Annotated in this window: 24 protein-coding genes; 11 read left to right on the top strand and 13 right to left on the bottom strand. The window is 59.7% G+C overall.

From position 1 onward, the window contains the following. Position 1 precedes the first annotated feature (1 nt). The 5 genes from C5F70_RS10305 to C5F70_RS10290 form a co-directional block, all read right to left on the bottom strand. The gene (locus C5F70_RS10305; RefSeq protein ID WP_104903247.1) at positions 2 to 1,063 is read right to left on the bottom strand and encodes a nitronate monooxygenase family protein; all 1,062 of its coding nucleotides are present in this window, start codon (positions 1,061 to 1,063) and stop codon (positions 2 to 4) included. 118 nt (positions 1,064 to 1,181) lie between these two features. Next, a complete protein-coding gene (gene ada, locus C5F70_RS10300; RefSeq protein ID WP_104903246.1) occupies positions 1,182 to 2,228 on the bottom strand; it encodes a bifunctional DNA-binding transcriptional regulator/O6-methylguanine-DNA methyltransferase Ada in 1,047 nt (348 codons plus the stop codon). 75 nt (positions 2,229 to 2,303) lie between these two features. Continuing rightward, positions 2,304 to 2,969, bottom strand: a complete 666-nt coding sequence (gene alkB / locus C5F70_RS10295) for a DNA oxidative demethylase AlkB (RefSeq protein WP_046489457.1) — start codon at positions 2,967 to 2,969, stop codon at positions 2,304 to 2,306. A gap of 4 nt (positions 2,970 to 2,973) precedes the next feature. After that, a complete protein-coding gene (locus C5F70_RS30785; RefSeq protein ID WP_177410553.1) occupies positions 2,974 to 3,138 on the bottom strand; it encodes a hypothetical protein in 165 nt (54 codons plus the stop codon). Between the two features lie 26 nt (positions 3,139 to 3,164). Continuing rightward, entirely contained in the window at positions 3,165 to 3,467 is a 303-nt protein-coding gene (locus C5F70_RS10290) for a DUF1883 domain-containing protein (protein ID WP_017846312.1), read from the bottom strand. 214 nt (positions 3,468 to 3,681) lie between these two features. On the opposite strand from C5F70_RS10290, the gene C5F70_RS10285 reads away from it, so the two are divergent. The 4 genes from C5F70_RS10285 to C5F70_RS10270 all read left to right on the top strand — a co-directional run bounded on the left by C5F70_RS10285 (position 3,682) and on the right by C5F70_RS10270 (position 6,079). Continuing rightward, a complete protein-coding gene (locus C5F70_RS10285; RefSeq protein ID WP_046383541.1) occupies positions 3,682 to 4,032 on the top strand; it encodes a hypothetical protein in 351 nt (116 codons plus the stop codon). A 177-nt stretch (positions 4,033 to 4,209) separates the two neighbouring features. After that, positions 4,210 to 4,857 carry a c-type cytochrome gene (locus tag C5F70_RS10280; RefSeq protein WP_017846310.1) on the top strand — a complete coding sequence of 216 codons (648 nt, stop codon included), beginning with the start codon at positions 4,210 to 4,212 and terminating at the stop codon, positions 4,855 to 4,857. After that, a complete protein-coding gene (locus C5F70_RS10275) occupies positions 4,854 to 5,771 on the top strand; it encodes a c-type cytochrome (protein ID WP_026139942.1) in 918 nt (305 codons plus the stop codon). Before C5F70_RS10280 ends, C5F70_RS10275 begins: the two co-directional genes overlap by 4 nt. A gap of 77 nt (positions 5,772 to 5,848) precedes the next feature. Beyond that, the gene (locus C5F70_RS10270; RefSeq protein ID WP_046383538.1) at positions 5,849 to 6,079 is read left to right on the top strand and encodes a hypothetical protein; all 231 of its coding nucleotides are present in this window, start codon (positions 5,849 to 5,851) and stop codon (positions 6,077 to 6,079) included. 9 nt (positions 6,080 to 6,088) lie between these two features. Here C5F70_RS10270 and C5F70_RS10265 read toward each other — a convergent pair whose 3' ends face one another. Further along, the gene (locus C5F70_RS10265) at positions 6,089 to 6,370 is read right to left on the bottom strand and encodes a hypothetical protein (RefSeq protein WP_017846307.1); all 282 of its coding nucleotides are present in this window, start codon (positions 6,368 to 6,370) and stop codon (positions 6,089 to 6,091) included. Positions 6,371 to 6,562: 192 nt separating this feature from the next. After that, positions 6,563 to 6,748, bottom strand: coding sequence for a hypothetical protein (locus C5F70_RS10260; protein ID WP_017846306.1), 186 nt, complete (start codon positions 6,746 to 6,748; stop codon positions 6,563 to 6,565). Between the two features lie 310 nt (positions 6,749 to 7,058). Here C5F70_RS10260 and galU point away from each other — a divergent pair, with 310 nt between their 5' ends. Both galU and gorA read left to right on the top strand, forming a co-directional pair. Further along, entirely contained in the window at positions 7,059 to 7,898 is an 840-nt protein-coding gene (galU, locus tag C5F70_RS10255) for a UTP--glucose-1-phosphate uridylyltransferase GalU (RefSeq protein WP_003212579.1), read from the top strand. Between the two features lie 105 nt (positions 7,899 to 8,003). Further along, complete coding sequence (gene gorA, locus C5F70_RS10250; protein WP_046489458.1) at positions 8,004 to 9,362, top strand: glutathione-disulfide reductase; 1,359 nt, start codon at positions 8,004 to 8,006, stop codon at positions 9,360 to 9,362. Here the strand turns inward: gorA and C5F70_RS10245 are convergent, their stop codons facing one another. Then, entirely contained in the window at positions 9,363 to 10,370 is a 1,008-nt protein-coding gene (locus C5F70_RS10245) for a DNA-binding protein (protein ID WP_104903245.1), read from the bottom strand. A gap of 170 nt (positions 10,371 to 10,540) precedes the next feature. Here C5F70_RS10245 and C5F70_RS10240 point away from each other — a divergent pair, with 170 nt between their 5' ends. The 3 genes from C5F70_RS10240 (at position 10,541) to ahpF (ending at position 13,853) form a co-directional block, all read left to right on the top strand. Beyond that, positions 10,541 to 11,473, top strand: a complete 933-nt coding sequence (locus C5F70_RS10240) for a site-specific integrase (RefSeq protein WP_104903244.1) — start codon at positions 10,541 to 10,543, stop codon at positions 11,471 to 11,473. Positions 11,474 to 11,606: 133 nt separating this feature from the next. Next, complete coding sequence (gene ahpC / locus C5F70_RS10235) at positions 11,607 to 12,170, top strand: alkyl hydroperoxide reductase subunit C (protein ID WP_010210361.1); 564 nt, start codon at positions 11,607 to 11,609, stop codon at positions 12,168 to 12,170. Between the two features lie 117 nt (positions 12,171 to 12,287). After that, positions 12,288 to 13,853, top strand: coding sequence for an alkyl hydroperoxide reductase subunit F (ahpF, locus tag C5F70_RS10230; protein ID WP_104903243.1), 1,566 nt, complete (start codon positions 12,288 to 12,290; stop codon positions 13,851 to 13,853). A gap of 129 nt (positions 13,854 to 13,982) precedes the next feature. Here the strand turns inward: ahpF and C5F70_RS10225 are convergent, their stop codons facing one another. After that, positions 13,983 to 14,978 carry an aldo/keto reductase gene (locus tag C5F70_RS10225; protein WP_104903242.1) on the bottom strand — a complete coding sequence of 332 codons (996 nt, stop codon included), beginning with the start codon at positions 14,976 to 14,978 and terminating at the stop codon, positions 13,983 to 13,985. 105 nt (positions 14,979 to 15,083) lie between these two features. On the opposite strand from C5F70_RS10225, the gene C5F70_RS10220 reads away from it, so the two are divergent. Then, positions 15,084 to 15,980 carry a LysR family transcriptional regulator gene (locus C5F70_RS10220; RefSeq protein WP_104903241.1) on the top strand — a complete coding sequence of 299 codons (897 nt, stop codon included), beginning with the start codon at positions 15,084 to 15,086 and terminating at the stop codon, positions 15,978 to 15,980. Positions 15,981 to 16,223: 243 nt separating this feature from the next. Here C5F70_RS10220 and gloA read toward each other — a convergent pair whose 3' ends face one another. After that, positions 16,224 to 16,745: a lactoylglutathione lyase gene (gloA, locus tag C5F70_RS10215; protein ID WP_017846299.1), complete on the bottom strand. Its 522-nt coding sequence runs from the start codon at positions 16,743 to 16,745 to the stop codon at positions 16,224 to 16,226. Between the two features lie 198 nt (positions 16,746 to 16,943). Between gloA and C5F70_RS10210 the strand changes: the two genes are divergently transcribed. Next, positions 16,944 to 17,480: a DUF4946 domain-containing protein gene (locus tag C5F70_RS10210; RefSeq protein WP_104903240.1), complete on the top strand. Its 537-nt coding sequence runs from the start codon at positions 16,944 to 16,946 to the stop codon at positions 17,478 to 17,480. Between the two features lie 115 nt (positions 17,481 to 17,595). Here the strand turns inward: C5F70_RS10210 and C5F70_RS10205 are convergent, their stop codons facing one another. The 3 genes from C5F70_RS10205 to C5F70_RS10195 all read right to left on the bottom strand — a co-directional run bounded on the left by C5F70_RS10205 (position 17,596) and on the right by C5F70_RS10195 (position 20,658). Continuing rightward, positions 17,596 to 17,958 carry a histone-like nucleoid-structuring protein, MvaT/MvaU family gene (locus C5F70_RS10205; protein WP_017846297.1) on the bottom strand — a complete coding sequence of 121 codons (363 nt, stop codon included), beginning with the start codon at positions 17,956 to 17,958 and terminating at the stop codon, positions 17,596 to 17,598. 196 nt (positions 17,959 to 18,154) lie between these two features. Beyond that, entirely contained in the window at positions 18,155 to 19,696 is a 1,542-nt protein-coding gene (locus tag C5F70_RS10200) for an EAL domain-containing protein (protein WP_104903239.1), read from the bottom strand. Between the two features lie 47 nt (positions 19,697 to 19,743). After that, complete coding sequence (locus tag C5F70_RS10195) at positions 19,744 to 20,658, bottom strand: LysR family transcriptional regulator (RefSeq protein WP_046383527.1); 915 nt, start codon at positions 20,656 to 20,658, stop codon at positions 19,744 to 19,746. Between the last annotated feature and the right edge of the window lie 9 nt (positions 20,659 to 20,667).

Raw genomic sequence — 20,667 nt, 5'->3', positions numbered from 1 at the left:
GTTACCGAGACAGCCGGCTCAAGGCTTGTTCTGCCAGCCAGGTGGTCAGCTCGCGGGTTGCGAACGGATGCCGCAGGCCCACCGCCTGGCCCGCCCACAGGTTGCTGAAGCCGGCTTCATCCTTGGCCTTGAGTGGCAGCAACGCACCGCCGGCCCTGGGGAAGGCCGGGGCCAGCGGGTTGATCGCGCCGAGTTCTCGCATCACCCGGTTGACGATGCCGCGCGCCGGTCGGCCGGTGAACAGGTTGGTCAGCGCGGTTTCGCTGGCCTGGGCGTGGCGCAATGCATGGTGGTGCGAGGGGCTGACCGTGGCTTCGGGGGTCAACAGGTAGGCGGTACCGATCTGCACCGCCGAAGCACCCAAGGCAAAGGCGGCCGCGATGCCGCGCGCGTCAGCGATACCGCCGGCGGCAATCACCGGCACGCTCACGGCGTCGACGATCTGCGGCACCAGCGCCATCAAGCCGATCTGGCTGTTGAGGTCGTCGCTCAGAAAAATGCCGCGGTGGCCGCCGGCTTCAAGGCCCATGGCGATGATCGCATCGCAGCCATGCTGTTCCAGCCAAATCGCTTCTTCGACGGTTGTGGCCGATGAAAGTACCTTGGCGCCGGTCGCTTTGACGCGGTCGAGCAGGGATTTTTCCGGCAAACCGAAATGGAAACTGACCACCTCGGGACGGAACGCTTCCACCACTTCACAAGCCGCTTCGTTGAACGGCGCACGGTTGGTCACCGGCGTCGGTGCATCAAAGTCGGCGCCCAGTTCGCGGTAGTAGGGTTGCAGCAGGTCTTTCCAGCGTCGATCACGGGCGTCGTCCGCCTCGGGCGGTTGATGGCAGAAGAAGTTGACGTTGATCGGCCGCGTGCCGGCCTGGCGGATAGTGCTCAACGCAGCGCGCAATTGCTCGATACTCAGTGCCGCCGCCGGCATCGAACCGAGCGCGCCGGCCTCGCTGGCGGCGATGACCATTTGCGCGGTGGTCGCACCGGCCATGGGCGCCTGGATAATCGGTACGTCGATGCCCAGCAGATCGAGAATGCGCGTGTCTGGCCAGGTGCTCATGGGATGCGTCTCCAGCGTTGGTAAGAGTTTTCGCTGTTTTAGCAGGGCCCTTGGCGTCCGGCCAGTCTGTTTTATTCACTGGACGCAGCCTGGGTTTCGTGTAGTGGCGCGGGCTGTTTTAGCGGTCGCGCTCGCGTTCCAGCAACTGGCGCTTGCGCTCCACCCCCCATCGGTAGCCCGACAACTCGCCATTGCTGCGCACCACGCGGTGGCAGGGAATCGCTACTGCGAGGCGATTGGCGCCACAGGCCTGGGCCACGGCCCGAAAGGCGGTGGGCGCGCCAATCCGTTCGGCGATCTGCGCGTAGCTGGCGGTGCTGCCCACCGGGATGTCGCGCAAGGCCTGCCATACCCGTTCCTGAAAGGCCGTGCCGCGCAGGTCCAAGGGTAAGTCCAGGCCCAGGGCCGGGGCTTCTATAAGCCCCACCACCTGGGCGACCAACTGTTCGAAGGCCGGGTCCGCACCCAGCAGTTCGGCCTTGGGGAATTGGTCCTGCAGGTCGCGCACCAGCGTGTCCGGCTCGTCGCCCAGCAGGATCGCGCACACGCCGCGATGACTTTGCGCCACCAGAATCGCGCCGAGGGAACATTGGCCGACGGCAAAACGGATGTGAGTATTCGTGCCGCCGGCTTTGTAATCGCTTGGCTTCATGCCAAGCAGTTGGTCCGCCGACTCATAGAAGCGGCTGTTGGAATTGAAGCCGGCGTCATACAGCGCGTCGGTGACGGTGTTGCGACCTTTGAGCCCCTTGCGCACTTTGCGTGAGCGCTGGGCGCTGGCATAGCCCTTGGGGGTGAGGCCGGTGACTGACTTGAACACGCGATGGAAATGGAACGGGCTCAGCCCGGCTTGCTGAGCCAGTTGGTCGAGGCTGGGCGGGGTTTCGGCGTGTTCGATCTGCCGACAAGCGTTGGCCACCAGCTCCGCATGGCGTGCCGCGCGTTGCGTCTGGTCACCGGTCGCACGTTTGCTTGGGCGATAGCCTGCCGCCTCGGCCTGTTGAGGTGTCTCAAAGAATTCGACGTTTTCCGGGCGCGGCAAGCGCGAGGCACTGCTGGGGCGGCAATACACACCGGTGGTTTTTACCCCATAGACAAACAGCGCGTCGGCCTGAGGATCACGGGCGAGGATCGCTGCCCAGCGCGGGTCATGTTCGTTATTCATTGCCTGCTCTCATGACGGGTCACGGCCAGATTAGTCGTGTCGCGGCGGCCTGGCACTCTGAAGCTTGCGGTCAAATCAGCCGGCGGTGCGAAAGGTCAGGTTGATGCGTTGCGGGCCCATGACCGGATGCGTGCCGTCCTTGACCGGCATTACTCCGTGGAAGCGCAGACGATCAACCCCGCCCCACACCACCACATCGCCATGGAACAACGAGATTTTTTGCGGCTTGTCGCTGCGTGCATGGCCGCCGAACAGGAAGATCGCCGGCAGCCCCAGCGACACGGAAACCACCGGCGCGGTATAGCAGCGTTCGTTCTTGTCCTGGTGCAACGACATCTTTGCCCCCGGCACATAACGGTTGATCAGGCAGGCATCGGGCACAAAATCGCTGAACCCGGCGTCGGCCGCCGCGTGTGCCGCCAGTTGGCGCAACGTTTCGGGCATGGCTGGCCAGGGGTGGCCACTGCGCGGGTCAAGCGCGGTGTAGCGGTAGCCGCTGGGATCGGTGGTCCAACCCAGTTCTCCGCAACTGCTCAGCGCGGCCGACATGGTGAAACCACCAGGCGTAACCATTTGCCGAAACGGCGACTGAGCCAGCACGCAGCGCAACGCTGGCAGAAGATGCTCAATCCAGGGCAGGGCATAGCCCCTCAGAACGTGGGACTGTTCGCCAATCTGCTCACGCCCTGCGGGTTGTTGCAGGGCGTCGTCGGCGAACAGGTCGACAGTCGGGCCGGGCATGGGCTTACAGCGCCTTGCTCACGTTGATGTCAGTGATTTCATCGCTGGCGTCGTGAATCTTCGCCAGTACTAGCTTGGCTTCTTCGACGCTGTTGCTGTGCAGTTGGGCAAACTCAAAGCGGCGTTCGCCGTTGAGTTTGTACTTGATGACGTATTTGGTCGTGGCCACAGCTTTTTTCCTGTCGAGTGTTCGGATCAGCTCAATTTGCTGTTGGTGCGACGAACGATGCGGATCTTGTGGGACAGCGCAGGTTTGCGGGTAACGCTGATGGCGCGGCGCGTCACAACGTCCAGGGTGATGTTCCAGAAACCGGTGCTCGGCGCGGTGATTTTCGCCGGGAACTTGTCGAACGCGCCGCCGTGGTAGGTGTGACGGCCGCCATTCTTGAAGCTGCGAAAATTCGCATCGCTCATCAGACGAATATTACAAGTCTGTGAGCATTCGATGACGACAATATCTCCCTCGTTGAGGTGCTCACGCTGGTGGATGAATTTCATGGGCGGGTGTCTCCAGAAGGGCTTTTTCTGAAAAATCAGAACGATACGTAGGTTAAGATAGAGTTTATCAGCCCCAGCGCGTTTATTATCGGGCCGTCGTCGACGACTTCGACAATTTAAAACAGTTATTTACCGAGTTATCAGGGATAAATCCTACGTTGGCGGGAGAAAATTACCATCCCCGCTGTCCTAGGGTCTTTATCGGAGGTTTTATATGAAGTGGAGTGTGTTGGTTCTGGCCTTGGCGATTGGTGGGTGTGCTTCGGTTGCAGATATCAAGCAGACCCCCCCGACCTTGGCGGTCATTTCAGGGAAAAAACCGCAGGAATATGCAGCCTGTGTGGTACGCAAATTGTCGACTACCCGCCGGCCGCCGCAGATCGAGCCGCATAAAGACGGCGTGCAGGTGATTGTGCCGCAGAAATTCTCCGCTGACCCGTCGGCTATTTTCGAGATTGACGAGCGCTCCAGTGGCAGCAGCATCAAGCTCTACGAGAGCATGTCCAATGTGCCGATCCGCCCGGGCGATGTGAAGAAGGCCGGGGAGGACTGCATTTCCGGCTGAGGCCGCGCGTTTACACGGTCCGTTTGAATCCGATAAAGAAGCCTGACCTGCCGTTGCAGTGTCGGGCTTTTTTTTGGTGGTGCGTTTTCGCAGTTGTCGCGGCGGGAAGGTTCTCCTACCATTTGTAGGCTTATGACATAAACGCCTAAATATATAACTATAAAAAATGGAGCCGTGATGATGTCTCTGGAACGAGTACTGATAGGCAGTGCGCTGATGTTGCTGCTGGGCAATGCCCACGCGCTGGATGGGAAGAAGATATTCACCGAGGGCGGCTCGCAGCCGGGCGCCATGCCCTGCGTAGCCTGCCATGGCGCCGATGGCGCGGGGCTCGCCGCCGCGGGCTTCCCCAGGTTGGCGGGGTTGCCGGCCCTGTATGTGCGTAAACAGTTGGAAGACTTCAAGCGCGGCACGCGTGCCAACCCGGTGATGCAACCCTTGGCGAATGCCCTCACTGACGCTGAGATCGACGCTGTCAGCCAGGCGCTGGCGGCGATGCCAGGCGTCGTCCCGCAACCGATCCATCGCAGCGAGATGCCTATCGGTGCTGCGCAAAAGCTTGCCCAGCAGGGCGCCTGGGAGCGGCAGATTCCGGCATGTGCAAGTTGCCATGGTCCTGCCGGTACAGGTGTCGGCGACACGTTCCCGCCTCTTGCCGGTCAGCCGGCCACCTACCTGGCAGCACAGTTGACGGCCTGGCAAAACGGCACCCGTCACAACGACCCGAATGACCTGATGGGCCACATCGCAAAATCCCTGACGCCGGATGAAGTACAGGGCGTGGCCCAGTATTTCGCCTCACTGAAACTGGAGGCCAAGCCATGAGCCCGTTTGTTTTAGTTCTAGGACTGTTGGGTCTGCCGTCCGCCCACGCCGCTACGATCGCCATGGAAGACCAGTCGCAGTTGCAGCCTTCTGCCGGCCATGCGGCTGTCAGTCAATTCCAGCCGCCCCAAGAGAGCGAGCTGCCTGACAATGCCTACGGCAAGCTGGTCAAGGAGGGCTACGCGTTGTTCGTGGATACCAAGCGCCTGGCGCCGACATTCGTCGGTAACGGGCTCAACTGCAGCAACTGCCACCTGGATCAGGGCCGCCTGGCCAACTCGGCGCCGCTGTGGGGCGCCTACCCGATGTATCCGGCCTATCGAAAGAAGAACGACAAGGTCAACACCTTTGCCGAGCGCTTGCAGGGGTGTTTCCAATTCAGCATGAACGGCGGTACGCCGCCGACCGCTGATAGTCGCGAAATTACCGCGCTCTCGGTGTACGCCTACTGGCTGGCCAGCAAAGCACCGTTGGGCGTGGAGTTACCAGGCCGTGGGTATCCCGACGTGGCCCAACCGGCCAAGGGTTATGACCTGTCCGGGGGCGCGCAGGTTTACAAAGGGCAATGCGCCGTCTGCCATGGCCCCGAAGGGCAGGGCCAGAAGGTCGGTGACAGTTACGTGATGCCACCGTTGTGGGGGAAGGACTCCTACAATTGGGGCGCCGGCATGCACCGCATCAATACTGCGGCGTCCTTCATCAAGCACAACATGCCGCTGGGCAAGGGTGGCAGCCTGAGCGACCAGCAAGCCTGGGACGTGGCGGCCTACGTCAACAGCCACGAGCGACCGCAGGACCCGCGGCTGGTTGACGGTTCCGTGGAGAAAACCCGGGTCAAATTCCACGCCAACGATGGGGTCAATCTCTACGGCCAAACCGTAGAAGGCGTGTTGATTGGGCAGGGCATCCGTTAGACTCACGCCCAATCAACGCAAAAATGCCGCGCAAACCCTCGGTTTGTGCGGCATGTGTCTTTTTTGGGAAGTCTTTCATGAAGCGTGAACACGTCAGGGCTCGCCAGGCCGAAGGTCAGATATCGGCCACTCACATCATCCAGAACCCGGCTGACCTCGGGGAATGGATCGTATTCTTCAAGAAAAGCGGCGGTCGCAGTTTTTTCCTGGTGGACGATCAGGATGAAGTCGAATCTTTCTCGCGCCTGGATGAGCTGGTGGAGACCGTCCGTGGCCTGGGTATCAAGTTTGCCGATATCCAGCTGTAGACGTAACGCTTACTTGCAGACCACCACCACACTGCGGCTTTTGAAGTTGCCCACGTCCTGGCCCAGGGTCTTTTCGCTTTCCTTGAGCGAAGGCGTGCCTTCGGTACCGACGATACGGTAGCCGGTGCCCGCACAAGAGGCATCGGCCTTTTCGTAGCAACTGGCCCAGGAATTGGCTTCGCCCGAGCAGTCGATGGTCAGGCCTTGTTCGCCGTTTTTCAGGTAGACATCAGACGTGGTCGTGCAGCCGGCGAGCGCCAATACTGCAGTGAGTGCCAGAATCTTGTTCATATGTGTTCATCATCGAGGGTGTTGGAGGGTGCGCTGACACTGTCGTGGGGCGTTTCGACGAGACTATAGCGAACTGCCATCTACGTATAGACATGTCTCGTCCTGAAAGTCAGGTGTAAGCCTATTCCAGGGTTATACAAAAGATACAAAAAAGCCCCGTTCACCGGGGCGTTTTTACGCAGCTTCCAAGGCTTACTTGCCCTTCGGTCGCTTGCTCGATGCGTGGCCCGCTTCATCCACAAACACTTCTGCAACCGCAGTTGCCTGGCTCTCGGTCGCGAATGCGCCAGCGACGCTGTCGCCGTGGAAGTTGATCAGGTGCCAACCGTCCGCTCGCTTAGTGATCAGGTAGCCGTTCACGCCTTTGGGTTCTGACATCTATTAACAATCTCGTAGTCTGGTTCAAGGGCGTAATGATAGCGCCAATTGTCGCGCCACCGCCCAAGTTATTCCAGGTCAATGTTTGCGGCGCCGAAGCGTGCTAAAAGGGTTGCAGCCCTTTTCAAGCCACAGGGCTACGCTGTTTTTGTCGGGGTATTGGTGAAGCTCTTTGTAGGATTAGCGGAACTTACGCCGACATTTTTTCTCTATGATGACATCGCAACGCCAGCAGGACCCATTGTAAGGTGACTGCGGCCTGATTAGACTGCGCCGAATTCCGTACGCACAGCCCTTTGTAAGGACCCATATGATCAAGAAATGCTTGTTCCCAGCAGCCGGTTACGGCACTCGCTTCTTGCCAGCGACCAAGGCCATGCCCAAAGAGATGCTGCCGGTGGTGAACAAGCCACTGATCCAGTACGGCGTCGAAGAGGCACTGGATGCCGGTTTGAATGAAATCTCTATCGTTACCGGCCGTGGTAAGCGCGCGCTGGAAGACCACTTCGACATCAGCTACGAGCTGGAAAACCAGATCAAAGGCACCGACAAGGAAAAATACCTGGTTGGTATCCGTAAGCTGCTCGACGAGTGCTCGTTCTCCTACACCCGTCAGACCCAGATGAAAGGCCTCGGCCACGCCATCCTGACCGGCCGTCCGCTGATCGGTGACGAACCGTTCGCCGTGGTACTGGCCGACGACCTGTGTGTGAACCTGGAAGGCGACGGCGTACTGACCCAGATGGTCAAGCTGTACCAGAAGTACCGTTGCACCATCGTCGCGGTTCAAGAGGTCGATCCTCAAGAAACCAACAAGTACGGCGTGATCGCTGGCGACGACATCGGCGATGGCCTGATCCGCGTGCGCGACATGGTCGAGAAGCCAGCGCCTGAAGATGCCCCGTCGAACCTGGCGATCATCGGTCGTTACATCCTGACCCCGGACATCTTCAAGCTGATCGAAGAAACCGAGCCGGGCAAGGGTGGCGAGATCCAGATTACCGACGCCCTGTTGAAGCAGGCCAAAGACGGTTGCGTGATCGCGTACAAGTTCAAGGGTCGTCGTTTTGACTGCGGTGGCGCCGAAGGCTACATCGAAGCGACCAACTTCTGCTACGAGCACTTCTACAAGACTGGCAAGGCTTACTGATTCACGGTTGCCCGCCTGTTGTAAGAGAAAGCCACCTTCGGGTGGCTTTTTCGTTTTTCACCCCCAACTAAGTCGGTATGCTGATTGCCTGCCGAGGAGAGTGAAATGGCCTACGATTTTGACCTGTATGTAATTGGCGCCGGTTCCGGCGGTGTTCGTGCTGCGCGCTTTGCCGCCGGTTTTGGCGCCAAGGTGGCCGTGGCGGAAAGCCGCTACCTGGGCGGCACGTGTGTGAACGTCGGCTGCGTGCCGAAGAAACTGCTGGTCTACGGCGCGCATTTTGCCGAAGACTTCGAGCAGGCCAGCGGTTTCGGCTGGTCCCTGGGGGAGGCGAACTTTGACTGGGCGACCCTGATCGCCAACAAGGACCGCGAGATCAACCGCCTCAACGGCATCTATCGCAACCTGCTGGTCAACAGCGGCGTGACCCTGCATGAAGGGCATGCGCGACTGGTCGATCCGCATCAGGTGGAAATCAATGGCGAGCGCTTCACGGCCAGGCACATCCTGATCGCGACCGGCGGCTGGCCGCAGATCCCGCAGATACCGGGGCATGAGCACGCGATCGGTTCCAATGAAGCGTTCTTCCTCAAAACGCTGCCCAAGCGCGTGCTGGTGGTTGGCGGTGGCTATATCGCCGTTGAGTTCGCCGGAATTTTCCATGGTTTGGGTGCGCAGACTTCTTTGCTGTATCGCGGCGACTTGTTCCTGCGCGGTTTTGACGGTGCGGTGCGCAAGCATCTGCAGGAAGAATTGACCAAACGTGGCCTGGATCTGCAGTTCAATGCCGATATCGAACGGATCGACAAGCAAGCCGACGGCAGCCTCAAGGCCACCCTCAAAGACGGGCGCGTGCTGGAAACAGACTGCGTGTTCTACGCCACCGGCCGTCGGCCGATGCTGGATAACCTGGGCCTGGAAAACACCGGGGTCAAACTGGATAAGCGCGGTTTTGTCGAAGTGGATGACCTGTACCAGACCGCCGAATCGTCGATCCTGGCGATTGGCGATGTGATCGGTCGCGTGCAGTTGACCCCAGTGGCCCTGGCCGAAGGCATGGCCGTGGCGCGTCGCTTGTTCAAGCCGGAGCAGTATCGTCCGGTGGACTACGCGATGATCCCGACGGCCGTGTTCAGCCTGCCGAACATCGGTACGGTCGGTCTGAGCGAGGAAGATGCGAAGGGCAAAGGCTATAAGGTGAAGGTTTTCGAAAGCCGTTTCCGGCCGATGAAGCTGACATTGACCGGCTGCCAGGAAAAAACCCTGATGAAACTGGTGGTCGACGCCGACACCGACAGGGTCCTGGGTTGCCATATGGTCGGCCCGGACGCCGGGGAAATCGTGCAGGGCTTGGCGATCGCGCTCAAGGCGGGCGCGACCAAGCAGCATTTTGATGAAACCATTGGCGTACACCCGACGGCGGCCGAAGAGTTCGTCACCATGCGAACGCCCGTGGCCGACTGATCAGGTGCTGGGCGTTGCCTCGGCGGTCGCTGCAACGGCGGCTGTCAGACGCAACGACTCGATGCTGGCCTGAGCCTTGATCAGGTCCAGCTCCAGCGCCTTGTTGGCCTGCTGGAATTCGCTCAGCGCGGCTTGGCGTGACTGACTGTCTTGCACCGCGACCCGCAGGCGTTCCTGGAGCAGGGTGCGTTCGCTGTCGATCTGCTTCAACTGTTCGCTCAGGTGGAGTTGTTGCGCCTGGTCCTTGCGCACTTGCTCCTGCAGTGTCGCCAACTCCTTCACCGTCACCCGATGTTCGATCAGCAGGCGCTCGTTGTCGCGGTGCAACTGGGTGATCTCGTCCTGGCGCACCATGGCGCTCTGCTGGGCCTGGCGCAGTTCCGCCTGGACCTGTTGCACCTGGCCTTCGTGGCGTCGTTGCTCCTGTTCGCGCTGTTCTTTGATGGCGTTGCGGTAATGCTCCAGCGCATCCCGGGCGTGCAGGTGTTTGTCTTCCAGCGAGCGAATCTGTTCGTCCTTGTCGCTGATGCGCAGCTCGTAGTCACTGCATGCCTGGCTCAACCCGGCGTTACGGGTTTGTTCGGTCTGCAGGCTGGTGCTGGTGGTTTGCAGGGCTGCGCTTTCTTCGGCAAGGGCCGCGGCCTGGATATCGAATTGCTGTTGCAGTTGGTTGTGGGCTGCTTGCAGGGTTTCGAGCTGGGCGAGCAGGGCGGTTTTCTGTTGCTCGAATTGCGCCAGGGCCAAGTCGATGGGCTCTTGGGCTTTCTCTTTCAGGCGCTGGGCAAGCCGTGCCACCAATTCGCCGAGTTCATCGTCGATGGGCGCTTCGGTGATGGTCTGCCGCGTTTCGCTCTCGTCCAGTTCCTTCAAGTAGCGATGAATCGTGGTTTTCGAGCCGGTATTGCCCATTTCGATGCGTACCGCATCGATGCTGGGGTTTTCGCCGCGGGCGAGGATCGCCAGGCGTGCCGTTTGAACGACTGCTTTGTTTATGCCGCCACGAGCCATGGGGTCTCCGTCGATTTAGTACTGTGGTACATGGTATGTATTTACATATCATATCATGAATAAAAACGAGTTAAAAATCATGATCTAACGGATGGGATATTGGCGTATTATCCCGTGTCAGCGCAGTTTTCACCGTAAGTGCGCCCTATCAGCAGTACGAAAAGGCTTTCATGAGCGATCTGGATCGTTACCTCAACGCCGCTACCCGCGATAACACGCGCCGCAGCTATCGCGCAGCCATCGAGCACTTCGAGGTGAGTTGGGGCGGATTCCTGCCCGCCACCAGTGACAGCGTGGCGCGCTACCTCGTGGCCCATGCCGGGGTGTTGGCGGTGAATACCTTGAAGTTGCGCCTTTCGGCATTGGCGCAATGGCATACGAGCCAGGGTTTTCCCGACCCGACCAAGGCGCCGGTCGTGCGCCAGGTGCTCAAGGGAATTCGCGCCGTACACCCGGCGCGGGAGAAGCAGGCGCAGCCGTTGCAGCTCAAGCATCTGGAACAGGTGGTTGCGTGCCTGGAAGGGGAGGCGCGCGCAGCGAGCGAAGCCCGGGACCCCGCCCGGCTGTTGCGCGCCAAACGCGACAGCGCATTGATCCTGCTCGGCTTCTGGCGCGGCTTTCGCAGTGATGAGTTGTGCCGATTGAGCATCGAGCACGTTCAGGCCGTGCCCGGGGCCGGCATCAGCCTGTACCTGCCGCGCAGCAAAAGCGACCGCGACAACCTCGGCAAGACCTACCAAACCCCGGCATTGCTGCGGCTGTGCCCGGTGCAGGCCTACAGTGAATGGCTCAGTGCCTCGGCGCTGGTCCGCGGCCCGGTGTTTCGCGGGATTGACCGCTGGGGCAACCTGGGCGAGGCGGGGTTGCACCCCAACAGCGTGATCCCGCTGTTGCGCCAGGCTCTGGAGCGTGCGGGCATTGCGGCGGAGCACTACACCAGCCACTCCCTGCGTCGGGGCTTTGCCACGTGGGCCCATCGCAGTGGTTGGGATTTGAAGTCGTTGATGAGTTACGTCGGCTGGAACGACATGAAATCCGCCATGCGCTATGTTGAAGTGACACCCTTTCTAGGCATGACCCTGGCAACTGCGCCGCTGATTTGAGGTTTCTTCTATTAATACTGTCGACTGATAGAGAAAGCCAATCGCGAGCATCAGGTTTGCCAATGAGCCATCGGCCAAGAGAGTGGGTAGGATTCACTTCATCAACTTACCAACCCCTGACGGAGAGTCAACGATGCCTATCATCAACAGCCAAGTAAAACCGTTCAAAGCGACCGCCTACAAAAACGGCAACTTCGTAGACGTGTCTGACGCTGACCTGAAAGGCAAATGGTCCGTAGTGTTCTTCTACCCGGCCGACTTCACCTTCGTTTGCCCGACCGAGCTGGAAGACCTGGCTGACAACTATGCCGAATTCCAGAAGCTGGGCGTCGAAATCTACAGCGTTTCCACCGACACCCACTTTGCCCACGCTGCCTGGCACAACACCTCGCCAGCCATCGGCAAGATCCAGTACACCATGATCGGCGACCCAACCCTGACCATCTCCCGCAACTTCGACGTGCTGATCGAAGAAGCCGGCCTGGCAGACCGCGGTACTTTCGTGATCAACCCAGAAGGTCAGATCAAGATCGTTGAACTGAACGACGGCGGTGTTGGTCGTGACGCTTCCGAGCTGCTGCGCAAAATCAAAGCCGCTCAGTACGTCGCTGCCCACCCAGGCGAAGTGTGCCCAGCCAAGTGGAAAGAAGGCGAAGCCACCTTGGCTCCGTCCCTGGACCTGGTCGGCAAGATCTAAGTCTGTGACACATCAAGGGCGGGATTCCGCACCTAAGTAAGCTGCAACCGCCCTCAAAAACGCCCGGGCGAGATTCGCTCGGGCGTTTTTTTTACCAAATTCAAAGGAATCGCCCGTATGTTGGACGCCAATCTTAAAGCTCAGTTGAAGTCATACCTGGAACGGGTCACCCAGCCGATTGAGATCGTCGCCTCCCTCGATGACGGCGCGAAATCCCAGGAAATGCTTGCACTTTTGCAGGACGTAACCAGCCTCACCACGCTGATTACCCTGAAAACCGAGGGTGACGATGCACGCAAGCCCTCGTTCTCCATCAACCGCCCGGGTGCCGAGATCAGCCTGCGTTTTGCCGGCATCCCCATGGGGCATGAATTCACTTCGCTGGTGTTGGCCCTGCTGCAAGTCGGTGGCCACCCGTCGAAGGCCAGTGTCGAAGTGATTGAACAGATTCGCGCGCTCAAAGGCGAGTTCAGCTTCGAGACTTACTTCTCGCTGTCATGCCAGAACTGCCCGGACGTGGTCCAGGCGCTGAACCTGATGGCCGTGCTGAACCCGAACATCAAGCATGTGGCCATCGACGGCGCGCTGTTCCAGGCCGAAGTCGATGAGCGCCAGGTCATGGCCGTGCCAAGTGTCTACCTCAACGGTGTGAACTTCGGTCAGGGCCGCATGGGCCTGGAAGAAATCCTCGCCAAGCTCGACACCAGCGGTATCGAAAAAGCCGCCGAGAAGATCAGTGCCAAAGCCGCATTCGATGTGCTGGTGGTCGGCGGTGGCCCGGCCGGTTCGGCGGCGGCTATCTACGCTGCGCGCAAAGGTATCCGTACCGGTGTGGCGGCCGAGCGTTTTGGCGGCCAGGTGCTGGACACCATGTCCATCGAGAACTTTATCTCGGTACAGGAAACCGAAGGGCCGAAACTGGCCAGCGCGCTTGAAACTCATGTGCGTCAGTACGACGTGGACATCATGAACCTGCAGCGTGCCAGCAGCCTGGTGCCGGCGAAAAATGCCGGTGACTTGCACGAAATCCGTTTTGAAAGCGGTGCGACGCTCAAGTCGAAGACGGTGATCCTGGCTACCGGCGCCCGCTGGCGTGAAATGGGCGTTCCGGGCGAGCAGGAATACAAGGCCAAGGGCGTGTGTTTCTGCCCGCACTGTGATGGCCCGCTGTTCAAGGGCAAGCGCGTAGCGGTGATTGGTGGCGGTAACTCCGGCGTCGAAGCGGCCATCGACCTGGCCGGCATCGTCAGCCACGTGACCTTGCTCGAATTCGACAGCAAGCTGCGGGCTGATGCTGTGTTGCAACGCAAGCTGTTCAGCCTGCCGAATGTCGACGTGATCACCAGCGCACTGACCAGTGAAGTTAAAGGCGATGGCCAGAAAGTCACCGGCCTGGTGTACAAGAATCGCGACAATGGCGAGTTCACGACCATCGGCCTGGAAGGCATCTTTGTGCAGATCGGTTTGTTGCCCAACACCGATTGGCTCAAAGGCACCGTCGAACTGTCGCCCCGGGGCGAGATCATTGTCGATGCGCGTGGCGAAACGTCACTGCCGGGTGTATTCGCTGCCGGTGACGTGACCACTGTGCCGTACAAGCAGATCGTGATTGCGGTGGGCGAGGGCGCCAAGGCTTCCCTGAGCGCGTTCGATCACCTGATCCGGACCTCGGCGCCGGCCTGAAGTCCGCGCCGTAAATAAAAAACCCCGTGTGTAAACATGGGGTTTTTTATTTCAGGATGGTTTCGGTAGCGTATTTTGCTGGGCTACGCCACTGCCCGATACACAAGGTCTGCACCTTCAGTGCGGGTTTTATTTCTGAGACATCACCTCAAACGCTGCTGGGTATCGGTCGCCCGAGATGTTTTCGGGCGAGAACGTCGCTTCGAGCCAGGTGCATTCCTCTTCGGTCAATTTCAGGCGGGTCGCAGCGACGTTCTGCTCCAGATGTTCGAGGCGTTTCGCACCGGGGATCGGAATGATGTCGTTGCCCTGGGCCAGCACCCAAGCCAGGGCGACTTGCGCAGCGCTCACTCCTTTTGCGGCGGCGATTTCTTCGATCACGCTCACCAACCTGCGGTTTGCCTCGACGTGCCCAGGCTGGAAGCGCGGCAGATTGTGTCGGAAATCTCCCGCTTCCAGCGTGGCGGTAACGGGCGCCTTGCCGGTCAGGAAGCCGCGGCCGAGCGGGCTGAACGGCACGAAGGAAATGCCCAGCTCGCGGCAAGTGTCGAGAACGCCATTGGTTTCGACATCACGCGTCCACAGAGAATATTCGCTCTGTAACGCGGTGATCGGGTGGATGGCGTGGGCTCGGCGCAATGTCTCGGCAGAGACTTCGGAAAGGCCGATCGCGCGAACCTTGCCCTCGGTGACCAGTTCGGCCATTGCTCCGACACTCTCTTCGATGGGCACCGCTGGGTCGACACGGTGCAGATAGTAGAGATCGATGACGTCGGTATCGAGGCGCTTCAGCGAAGCGTGCGCGACGGCCCGGGCATTTTCGGGACGGCCATCCGTTCCGGTGATTTCACCGAAATCGTTCCGATCCCGGTTGTAGATGAAGCCAAACTTCGTCGCGATGACCACGCGTTCCCGATACGGCTTGAGCGCCTTGCCCAGAAGTATCTCGTTGCGATACGGGCCATAAACCTCGGCAGTATCGAAGAAGGTTACGCCAAGTTCGACTGCACGATGCAGTGTCTGGATTGAACTGGCTTCATCTTGGACGCCATAGGCCTGGCTCAGTCCCATGCAGCCCAAACCGATGGCCGAGACGTCGATTTTGCCTAATTTGCGATGTTCCATAACGTGTTCCTCTGTGAAGTTAGCCGGAATACGAACAGGGTAGAGCGAGCGACTAGTACTGATAATCCGTGCAAGCGAGATTGTGTTGATCTAAAATTTAGAGCAATGGACAGAACACAGCTCTCCCAACTCGTCGTTTTCGTCGCCGTCGCCAAGACAGGCAGCTTTCGCGCGGCGGCCGATCAACTCGGCATCGCGCCTTCTGCGGTCAGCCATGCGGTCTCCACGTTAGAGGGCGCCTTGGGGCTGCGCCTATTGGCAAGGACCACACGCTCGACACGCCCGACAGAGGAGGGCGAACGCCTTCTGGCACGGGTCGCAGGCCCCCTCGCCGAAATCGAAACCGGGTTCGCGGAAGTTACGGAGGATGCTGTTGCTCCTTCTGGTCCCTTACGGATCACGATGCCGCTCCTCGCTGTCCAGGAAGTCATCATGCGTCGACTGCCGGCATTCGTGGCGCTCTATCCTGCGATTGAGCTCGACATTCGCGTTTCGGATACGTTTGAGAACATAGTCGAGGAAGGGTGTGACGCCGGGATCAGGCTCGGGGAGAGCCTGGAGATCGACATGATCGCGGTACGTGCTGGTGGGGCACGGCGCGGCATGATCGTTGGGGCCCCGGCTTACTTCGCCGGGCATCCCAAACCTCTGCACCCCCGCGACCTGGCCGCACACAACTGCATCCGCCGCAGGTTCCAGAGTGGCCGTATCTACCGCTGGGAATTGGAGCGCGACGGGCATGCCGTCAGTGTCGGGGTGAACGGCAATCTGATCCTGCCACAGCAGGAACTGATGAGGCAGGCCGCCCTCGACGGCATTGGGCTGGCTTTTTTGTTTGAGGAAAGCGTTTTGGCCGATGTCCACGCAGGCAGGCTGATTTCCGTCATGGAAGAGTGGTGTCCACCCTTCGATGGCTTTTATATCTACTATCCTTCCCGGCGACTGATGCGTCCTGCATTGCGGGCCTTCATAGAATTCTTCCGTTATGGAGAGTCTGCGTAACACGCCATTCGCGGCACGCTTGGGGATTGCGCGATGACGTCCGCCGGCCTGGGTCGTTTCATTGCGGTTGCCGGGGCTTGGTTCTGACATGCCCAAGCGTGCAACCGCTGCACACCCATATGGCCCCCAGCCCACCAAAGCGCCAGTGCTTCAGTGAGCGGAGGGCTGCGCCGTGTAGGTTTTCTTGGCGTCTCATGTCCTCACGCTAGGCGTGGCATCGGACATTTTGATGGCGTCGGATTTTTACAGCGGCGTGGGCTGAATGATCTCAACCCAGTAAGCGTCCGGGTCCTTGATGAACGCCAGGCTTTTCATGCGGCCATCGCTCAGGCGCTTCTGGAAGTCGCAGCCCAGGGCTTCGAAGCGCTCGCACGCGGCCACGATATCCGGCACCGAAATGCAGATATGGCCAAAGCCGCGTGGGTCGGTGTTGCCGTTATGGTAGGCGAAGTCGGCGTCGTTTTCGGTGCCGTGGTTGTGGGTCAGTTCCAGGATGCCTGGGATCGAGTTCATCCACTGGGTCCGCTCGGCGGCGTCTGCGGGGATCCGGGCCTTGTCCACCAGTGCGAGGAAGTACAGGCTGAATTCGGCTTCCGGGAAGTCGCGCTTTTCGAGCAGCGAGAACCCGAGGACGCGGGTGTAGAAATCCAGGGATTTGGTGATGTCCTTGACCCGCAGCATGGTGTGGTTGAACACGAAGTTCGACGTGGCGGTGTCAGGCTGGGCGGTGACGCCCGGGAAAGTGTTCAGATCATGCAGGCTCATGGGCCCTCCAGAAAAAAATGGGGCAAACGCGGCGTGAGATGAGCGGTGCGTTCCCTTGGCTTGCGGCAAGCATTCGTGCGGCTGGGCCATGATACGCAACGCCCGCCCGCCGCGCCAAATGAAAAAGCCCACGCAGGCCTTGCGAGCCGCAGGGGCTGGGCCGCAAACTTCGGCGCTTGAACCTGGGATGTTTTTGTAATGAGCGAATGTCGTACAGCGTTGTTGAGCACGTTGTGTTTGTTCTTGGGTAGCCCTTTGGCGCTGGCGGCCGAACCGGAAATTCACTGGCCCAGCGGCTGGCAAATCGAGGAAGTGGAGCCTGCCGGGGAGACGCCCGCCAACACTCAACCGGTGTCTCGGCAACGGGCAATCAAGAATGATGAAAATGGCGCGACAGTGATGGTCATGGAGTTGACGGGCACGCCGATCGAGGCCGGGCATGCCGTCAATCTTGAGGGCGTGTTACTGGAAATGCGCAAGTCCATCCAGAAAGACTTTGCCCAGGGCGGCTATCAAAGTGTGTGCAGCAAGATGCATCCTACAACATTGAGTCGTCTTGAGGCGCTGGAAACTACTTGTGTGATTACCGAGAACGGCCGCCACGTACTCTCGCAAACATTGGTGGGCGCTGTTGATACCGATAAAGCCTTTGTTTTTTCATACGCAGGGCAGGCGCAAGCATACGAAGCGAGCAAGGATGAAGTCCGTTCGGTGCGTGACAGCCTGAAACTTTGAAAAGGCCCCACGGTAAGCGTTTTTGAACAAAGTGAAATGTTATTTAAGTTCGCATTCGAACGTTTAAACCAAAAAAGCCCCGCTGTTGCGGGGCTCTTTGCAAGTGCGTTGTCGATCAGCCGCGAAGCCAGGAATCTACAGTGGCAGCGCCGTACTGTTCTTTCCAGGCTTTCAGGCCGCGGTGGTTGCCGCCTTTGGTCTCGATCAGTTCGCCGGTGTGCGGGTTTTGGTAAACCTTGACCACGCGTGCGCGACGCTGTTTTGGTGCGGTGGCGACCGCTGCGGCCTTGCCTGGGTTAGGGTCAAGGATGGAAATGATATCGCGCAGGCCCTTGCCATAGCTCTTCATCAACGCTTGCAGCTTTTCTTCGAATTCGATTTCTTTCTTCAGGCCAGCGTCGTTCTTCAGGGATTCCAGCTGGGCAAGCTGCTCTTGAAGGGCTTTTTCTGCTGCGCGAAATTCGGCGAGTCTGGACAAAATCTTTACTCCAATAGTGTATTTGGCTGATATCAACTGCAGATAACGCTATAAGCCAAGAGCTGTAAGGCGACTCAAGAAAGAAGCCTTCCTGCGAGTTCTGCACAGGTATGAAAAATTGTAGTAGTTAATCCGTCACGAGTAAATCATGTCTTTAGCTAATTAACACTCTTTCATCGGCGCGGTAGATGGCTATTCAATGGCTGATCAGGGATTTAATGAACTCGTCGCAGGGCAGCGGGCGCCCGAACAGGTAACCCTGCAGGAAATCCACGCCTTGTGCCGCCAGGTATTCACATTGCTCGATTGTTTCCACGCCTTCGGCAACGATGCCCAAGTCGAGCTTGCCGGACAGCTCTATGATGCTGTCCAGAATATGCCGCGAGAGTGCATCTACACCGATCATGGCGACAAAGCTTTGATCGATCTTCAAGTAGTCGACATTGAAGTTGCGCAAGTAGGCCAGGCTGGAGTGACCGGTACCGAAGTCATCGATTGCAATCATCACGCCCAGTTCATGCAGCGCATCGAACAGGCGGCGGGTGATGTCCGTAGGGTTGATCAGCTCGCGCTCGGTCAGTTCCAGCACCAAGGTTACCTGGCCAGGCGGGAAGGCCGCGAGAAACTCGCGACAGTCCTGCACCAGGGCCAAGTCCTGGCAATGACGCGCGGTGATATTCACGCCGATATGGAAACCGCGGGGAAAACGCTCGGCATGCGGCGCCAGTTGCGCTGCCGTCTGGCGCAGCAGCGCGCGCGTCATGGGTACGATCAGGCCGCAATCCTCGGCCAGCGGAATGAACAGGTCCGGCCGCACCAGGCCTTCCTTGGGGTGGTTCCAGCGCATCAAGACTTCGCAGCCGGCCCACTCGCGCGTATCGCCGCGTACCACCGGCTGGAAATAGGCGACGAACTCATTGGCGCCCAGGGCCCGTTGCAGCTCGTGGGTCGGGGCCGACGAGCGTTTCTGCAGCCAGTGAGCCAGCACGCCCGCCAGTACACCGAAGAACACCACCAGGCTGAACAGCGCCGGGTAACGCTCCTGCATATAGCGCCAGGTTTCCCCGGCCGGCATGCCGGCGTCGACACTGTAGTGATAACGCGGCGACACCAGATGGTGATGGGCCACGGCAAATACCGGCAACGCCGTGTCCTGCACCTTGCCGTCAGCGCCCATCCAGTGCGGCCCTACCTGCAGGACCAGCTCTGCGTGGCGGCTGATCAGGCGTAGGGCGTTGGTCAGGTGGTAGCCGTCAATCGACGCAAAGGCGCCTTGATCGCCGTCGACCAGGCGGTATACCAGCAGCGCGGTATCCGGTGTGACCGGGTTGCCATCCATCAACCACAAGCGCCCATCGACATAATCGCCCGGGTTGACCTGCGATTCATAACCGCCGCCGAACAAGGAGCTGCAATAGATTTTCTTCTGCCAGGACAAGGTGGTTGCCCGTACAAACGGCCGGCGCGTGACTTGCTCGCGCAGTGCCAGCTGCACGCCGCTGTCACAGGGCTGGCCGGCCAGTGGCAGCAAGGCCTGGGCGGCGAGGGCGGTGTTGTCGAGCATCAGGTCGAACTGGCGCACCGCTTCCTGGGCCATCTGCGCGGTACTTTGTTGCAGCGTGCGTTCAGCCTGCCAGTGCAGGATGAGTATGCCCAGGCCGATTGGCAGCAGCGCGCTGAGTGCGCTGATCAGGTAGCGGGTGGCGCGTTTTTGCGGGCCGTTGACGGTCAGGGGCATGGGGCGAACGGTCTGTGGTGGGAGGCGGAACGCCGCAAGGCGCAGGATTAACTCGATGATAGATGGCCGGGCTCAATTAAGCTCGCCGCGGCAGAGAAATCCACGCTTTGTGCAACTTGAATAAAGGCCAGGGTCGCCGGTGTCGACTGGCGTTGATCCAGCACCGCCAGGCCAACTTCGCGGCTGACCGGCGGCGACAGCGGGCGCACGGTGTAGCGCGCATCCGGCGTTTCGGGCAGCGACGCCTGCGCCACCACGCTGACGCCGTCGCCGCGACTCACCGCCTCCAGGGTGCTGAGCAATTGCGAACAGCGATAACGCACATTCGGGGTCAACCGGGCGCTGTCGAACAGTCGCGAAACCAGTTCCAGCGAGCCGGCTTCGGTGAGGATGAACGGGTCAGTGCACAGCGCCTTCAGTGCCACGCAAGGGCGTTCGGCCAAGGGGTGGGCGGCGGGCAAAAGGGCGACCATCTGGTCTTTGAACAGCGCAAACGTATCGAATCGTTCGTGCTCCAGTACCACAAACCCGACGTCGATACGCCGCTCATCCAGCCATTGGATCACTTGGCGATCCGGGCCTTCGTCGACATGCACTTCAATGCCCGGATGCTGCAGCCGATAGCGCTTTAGAATGCGCGGCAGCAGGCGATTGGATGAGGTGGGGCCGAAAGAGCCGATGCGCAGCGTACCGCGTTTCATCCCGCGCGCGTCGCAGGCTTCCTGCTGCAAGGTGTCGGCCACGCCGAGCAACGTGCGGGCGCGCATCAGCAGTTGCCGGCCGATATCGCTGAGCTCGATTGGGGACTGATGGCGTCGAAACAACTCCACCCCCAGCTCTTGCTCCAGGGCTTTGATCGCATGGGACACGGCAGACTGACTGATCCCCAGGCGAAGGGCCGCACTGGTGAAACCTTGCAGTTCGGCGACCCGCGAGAATATTTCCAATTGCGTGAGGGTCATGAGTATTTA

Origin of the sequence: Pseudomonas sp. LH1G9, assembly GCF_002949975.1 — a bacterium.
GTDB classification, from domain to species: Bacteria; Pseudomonadota; Gammaproteobacteria; order Pseudomonadales; family Pseudomonadaceae; genus Aquipseudomonas; species Aquipseudomonas veronii.
The sequence above is the reverse complement of the archived record's forward strand: the minus strand, read 5'-3'. Positions and strand labels throughout refer to the sequence as shown.